Here is a 4,797-nt window from a genome sequence, read left to right as displayed (position 1 = left end):
AAAGGCACCGACTTTGAACGGTTTCCATCCCGGATGTGCAGGAATCTATTCGGCCGATAACGAACTCCTCCTAGGCATTGCATGTCAACCGTATTCGACAAATCTCCCGACGGACGGTGAGTGAGCGAGTATGACGAAACGGAAAATTTCCAGCTTGACTGCCACATCCTCCAACCAGGCACCCAATCGACGCGCGAATGTGTGGCAACTGAAAGTGACGCAGAGCGATTGGCAGGCTCGGGTACGGGGATATCCCTACCGCGTAATCGAAATGTTGGGCTCTCAGAGTCTCGCAGAACTGGCTGCCGCGATTCTCGACAGCTTTGAATTTGAGCACGATCACGCTTACGGCTTCTACGACAACTTGAAAAGTTGGACGAGATCTACGCAAAAGTACGAGTTGTTCGCGGATGACGAGGAAAGCATGCTAGATCCGTTGTTCGACCAGGACGCCCTCAGTGTCCACGACACGAAAATATCCAGTGTCTTTCGCGAACCGAAGCAAAAGATGCTCTTTCTCTTCGATTATGGGGACGAGCACCGTTTCATCGTCCAGTTCCTTAGGACCGTTCCGGACGATGGTGAGTCCGTTTATCCCATCGTCGTGAAGTCGGTTGGCGATCCGTTGCCGCAATATCCAGATTGGGAGGATGAGGAGGATGAATGGATGAACGAAGGAGAATGAATGATAGAGGCCCAAACAGAGATTACCCACAAAGTTTGACGGTTGGGGTTGGGAGAGAAAGCGATGATTCGGCGGGCGCAAGCGGAAGATTTACAGGACATATTGGACATTTACAATGACGCGATTGTCAACACCACGGCGGTCTATGATTATGCCCCACGTACGCTGGAAAACGAACGGATTTTCGAGGCCCTACACGTTTGCTTTCAACTGCACTGCACGCGTACACGCCGCAACCACGGCCGGATCGTGCGTAGCGATGACGATGGTTTTGCCGGCGCGGTTTAGGCACTTGAGGATTTCCAAAGTGGCGTCCCGGTTGTCGGCGTCCAGTGAGCCTGTGGGTTCATCGGCGAGAATGAGGTCGCAGGGTTTCAGCAGAATTCGTGCCAGCGCCACTCTCTGTTGCTCACCGCCGGAAAGTTCATAGACCTTGCTGTGGAGCGGAATCTGCAGCCCGACCTGCGCAAGCGCAGACTCTTTGAGCCCCTGTTTCTCTTTCCTGGGTTTCCTGGCGTACAAGAGCGGAATTTCGAGATTCGCGTCCACGCTCGCCTCATCTATCAAAGCGTAGTTCTGAAACAGGTAGCCGATACGGGTCCGTAACAGGCGACTGGCATGACGGGAACCCACTGGTGGGCTTTGTTCACCAAACAACTTCACTAGACCCTTATCCGGTTTCTCCAGTAATCCCATGAGATTTAATACCGTGGTCTTTCCGGCTCCGCTCTTGCCCGTGATGGCCGCCATTTCCCCTTCTGCGATGGTCAGACTGTAATCATGCAGTACGGCACGGCTGCCGTAGTATTTGTGAACACGAACGAGTTCGCAAACAGGTTTCATGTTATCAAGTCCCTTCTTTCAAGCCCTGGGCGATGTTTTGCCGCTCCATGCGAATTAACATCCCTAGCGAAGCAATCAGCTCGATGCCGATGAGTACAGCCAGGACAACCACGATTGGAACGATTGCAGCGACACTCACTCGGTTCACCCCGGACGATCCGTTTGAAATCGCTCCCCAGGCCAACATCAAGCTGACGAGGGACTGTCCTAACCAGGAGCAGGAAAACAACAGGAGATACTCCTTGTACGTGCGGACGAACCCGGTTCCGAACAAGCGGCGCACGAGGAACTGTCGACCGTATTTCGTAAAGAAAATCACCAAGTTTTGCGCAACAAGAAAGAACGAACTGACCAGCAGGCCAAGGACAACGAGGAGTAGTACGTTCATCTCAACCTGGAGTCGGTAAATGCTCAACTGGATGGCCTGGTTGATGTCTACGAGACTCCGTAGTCGGTCGTCCAGGCGTAGCTGGTGCAGTTTGGGCTCCAGGCTTTTTAAGGTCAGAGTCGGATTCCCTTGGATAAGCGGGACCTTGAGCGGGGAGGATTCGGTCCCATCGACGTAACCTAACCCATCCGTCGAGACGGTGTTTTTCAGTGTAGCCACTTGAATGATGGGATCGACGATCTCGTTGTGCTCCTGCGGGAAGACTTCCGGATCGAAACTGAAGATTTTCTGGTTGTTAGCCAACCAGACGATGCGAATCGCCTGATGCTTAACACGATAGGGAACAGGGAACGGCTTCTCGGCCTGATGGCTCGCCCGTCTCTCGCTTCGGAAATAGGCGAGAATGTTGTCCTGTTGGCTCCGGTATTTTTCCGGAACGAGCAAAATCCAATCGCTTGTCTGATCAGATATTCGCACGGGCTTATGATGCACGTCGTAGATTAGGAAACGGCGCAGGTAGTTGGGGTTAACCGTGATGGAACGGATAAAGCCGGGCGGCTCGGGCAAGCGCAGGACAGATTCCTCATACTCCTCCGCATTGATAAAGAGAGCTCCGCGTTGATTCAGGTAGGGATACAGCCATTGCGTCTCGACGTATTGGGCGCTGTCGTCTCCTTGGGCGGTGCCAAGGAAGTCATGTCCGACCGACATCGGATAGAATATACCGTAGCCACTCGCTTTTGGATTCGCTTGCCAACTGGAGAGCAGCGCCTGTTGGGAGCGGCGTAGCGCGTATTGATTCCAGGTGGAGAAGATTAAGAGAACCAAGGCGATGGACCAGCCCGCCTTCACTAAAGTATTCAAAACCAACACGCTGGTCGTGTGCTTGCGTTTTTTAATCGCATCGCTGATGCGGATCCTCGCGATGTACAGATAGGCAATGAGCGACGTTGCTGCAATCAGGGCATACATTTCGCATTGCGTGAGGATAATCTGGGTCAGAAATTGCACGGTGGTACCTGGAACTGCGAGGCCCGCCAACAAGCAGGCTGCCGATAAAATCAAGAAACAAAGTAAGACAAACCGTCCAACCAGAAGAAACCATATCCGGGTGTTCGATATTCCATGCATCTTCATGATGCCGATCCGTTTCGCGGCGTGAAAGCCGTAGTATATCAGCAGAATAACTGTGATAAACATGACCAGGAATCGAATCTCTTGGACATAATGCAACAAGCCGTAACCAGGTGTGCCGAATCCGCTCGGTCTGCTTACCGGTGCTTCTCCTGCAATGAAATCCCGCGCGGTGTACGGATGCGTCAGACGGCCATGAAAACGATGGTTCACCTCGGCCGCGAGTTGGTTGACAAACCTCTCATACTCACTCTGGGTTGCGGCTTCGACTGAAAACTGCCCAGCTAGCGGCAGGTAGGCTTCTGCCTCCCACAGCGGACGAATCTCGATGAGTACCGAGCCGCTGAACGTTTTTAAGGTTCCCACTTGATGCGCGTTGCCGGTGTGGGCGGAGGAGACAAACGCCTCGCCTTGCTCAGTTTCCGTTGAGGTTAGAAAACGGCCGCTTTCCAGGGTATAACTGGCGTAAAGGTTAGAGGGACCGGTAAGCAAGACATATTGGGTGACTTCCGGCTGATTCTGCCTAGTATAGCCGATACTGATGCGAAACAGGTTGACGCGAGACCGCTTGGCCGCTCGAACCAACAAGGGATAAACTTCTCGCCAACTGTTGGGGGAAGAGAAGAGCGGTGCGTCTGGAATCCGGAGTGGCCGGCTGATGCCAAGGTCTGCATTCTCCGCCTTTTCTATGGCGGACTGCTGAACTTGGGAGTACGTGAGTGCAAACGAAAATGCTGACGCTAGCAAGAAAAGGAAGGCAAGCAGTTTTTTCAAAGTGCTCTCGTCTCCCTCGCGACGATTTAGGGCACATTTGACATCTTCGGCCGCTCTCACGGCGAAAGCGGCCGAACTTTCCCTCTCACTGCCGGGGTTTCGGTGCGTGGGGAATTACTTAATAGGTGTACCAGTAAGCGTATCCATTAGCCCATGGCCATCCATACGCATCAGCGTTTGCCCAAATTCCGGGGGCTGTTTTAGCGGTCGAAACATCGTTGCTCCCAACGATGGCTGTGGCCCGGTGATATAATTTTTCGTGCATATAGTACGACCAGACATGCTTTCTACCGTCCCAAATAATATCATCGCCGTGGTTCCATGTTCCACCGCCCGCACTTTCTACAGTAAAGGGCGTGACCTGTGCGTTGCTTAGATTTGAACCTAGTTCGACATACCCGTATGCAGTCGGAGTCGCCGCCGGGACTGTTTCCGATTCCGACTGCGTATCCGCCATGGCATGGGGCGCGAAGGCCAGCGCAAATGACATTCCTACTCCAACCGTACCTGCTAGCGATTGCAGAATGCGTCTCTTAACCATGAATACACCCTCTTTACGAAAATTCTATTCCTCAACCACGAAGATGCACTGGCACTGAATACTAGTCAAACTGCGCAAGGGTTGGCGCCCTATCAGGCTCAGGAAGTCCAAGATCGGATGGGGCAATAAAGAGCGCCGCAATTCCGATTCCGACAGCGGCTGCAATGGTTTTGATCTCCATCAATCGCCTCATTTAATCCCTCCCCTCACAATTCCATTTTTATAGAATACTTGTATAACTACAAGAGGGGATTTGGTATAATATAGATAAACTTTGGGTTAGTGTGGTGGGGAAGGGCTATGAATGTGGGGGAGAAAATTCGCGCTGCCCGCAAGGAACTCAAGATGACCCAGGCGGAATGGCTGGTGAAGACTTATCCAAATCCATGATCAGTCATATTGAGACTGGCCGTGCCCAGCCGTCTATCAGGG

The 4,797-nt window shown here is 52.6% G+C and carries 4 protein-coding genes and 1 pseudogene; 2 read left to right on the top strand and 3 right to left on the bottom strand.

What is annotated here, in order from left to right:
• Window positions 1–130: 130 nt before the first annotated feature.
• Window positions 131–685: an IS1096 element passenger TnpR family protein gene (locus ASH01S_RS17175; protein ID WP_067929661.1), complete on the top strand. Its 555-nt coding sequence runs from the start codon at window positions 131–133 to the stop codon at window positions 683–685.
• Window positions 686–748: 63 nt separating this feature from the next.
• Window positions 749–868 (top strand): annotated as a pseudogene (locus ASH01S_RS18190) (GNAT family N-acetyltransferase); the annotation flags it as partial.
• A 9-nt stretch (window positions 869–877) separates the two neighbouring features.
• Here the strand turns inward: ASH01S_RS18190 and ASH01S_RS17170 are convergent.
• The 3 genes from ASH01S_RS17170 to ASH01S_RS17160 all read right to left on the bottom strand — a co-directional run bounded on the left by ASH01S_RS17170 (window position 878) and on the right by ASH01S_RS17160 (window position 4,365).
• A complete protein-coding gene (locus ASH01S_RS17170; RefSeq protein WP_067929660.1) occupies window positions 878–1,528 on the bottom strand; it encodes an ABC transporter ATP-binding protein in 651 nt (216 codons plus the stop codon).
• A gap of 4 nt (window positions 1,529–1,532) precedes the next feature.
• Window positions 1,533–3,638 (bottom strand): bacteriocin-associated integral membrane family protein, encoded by a 2,106-nt coding sequence (locus ASH01S_RS17165; RefSeq protein WP_217996359.1) that lies wholly within the window; start codon window positions 3,636–3,638, stop codon window positions 1,533–1,535.
• Window positions 3,639–3,942: 304 nt separating this feature from the next.
• Window positions 3,943–4,365 carry a lactococcin 972 family bacteriocin gene (locus tag ASH01S_RS17160; RefSeq protein WP_067929658.1) on the bottom strand — a complete coding sequence of 141 codons (423 nt, stop codon included), beginning with the start codon at window positions 4,363–4,365 and terminating at the stop codon, window positions 3,943–3,945.
• Window positions 4,366–4,797 lie beyond the last annotated feature (432 nt).

The organism is Alicyclobacillus shizuokensis NBRC 103103, from assembly GCF_001552255.1.
Classification (GTDB): Bacteria; Bacillota; Bacilli; order Alicyclobacillales; family Alicyclobacillaceae; genus Alicyclobacillus_G; species Alicyclobacillus_G shizuokensis.
The sequence above is the reverse complement of the archived record's forward strand: the minus strand, read 5'-3'. Positions and strand labels throughout refer to the sequence as shown.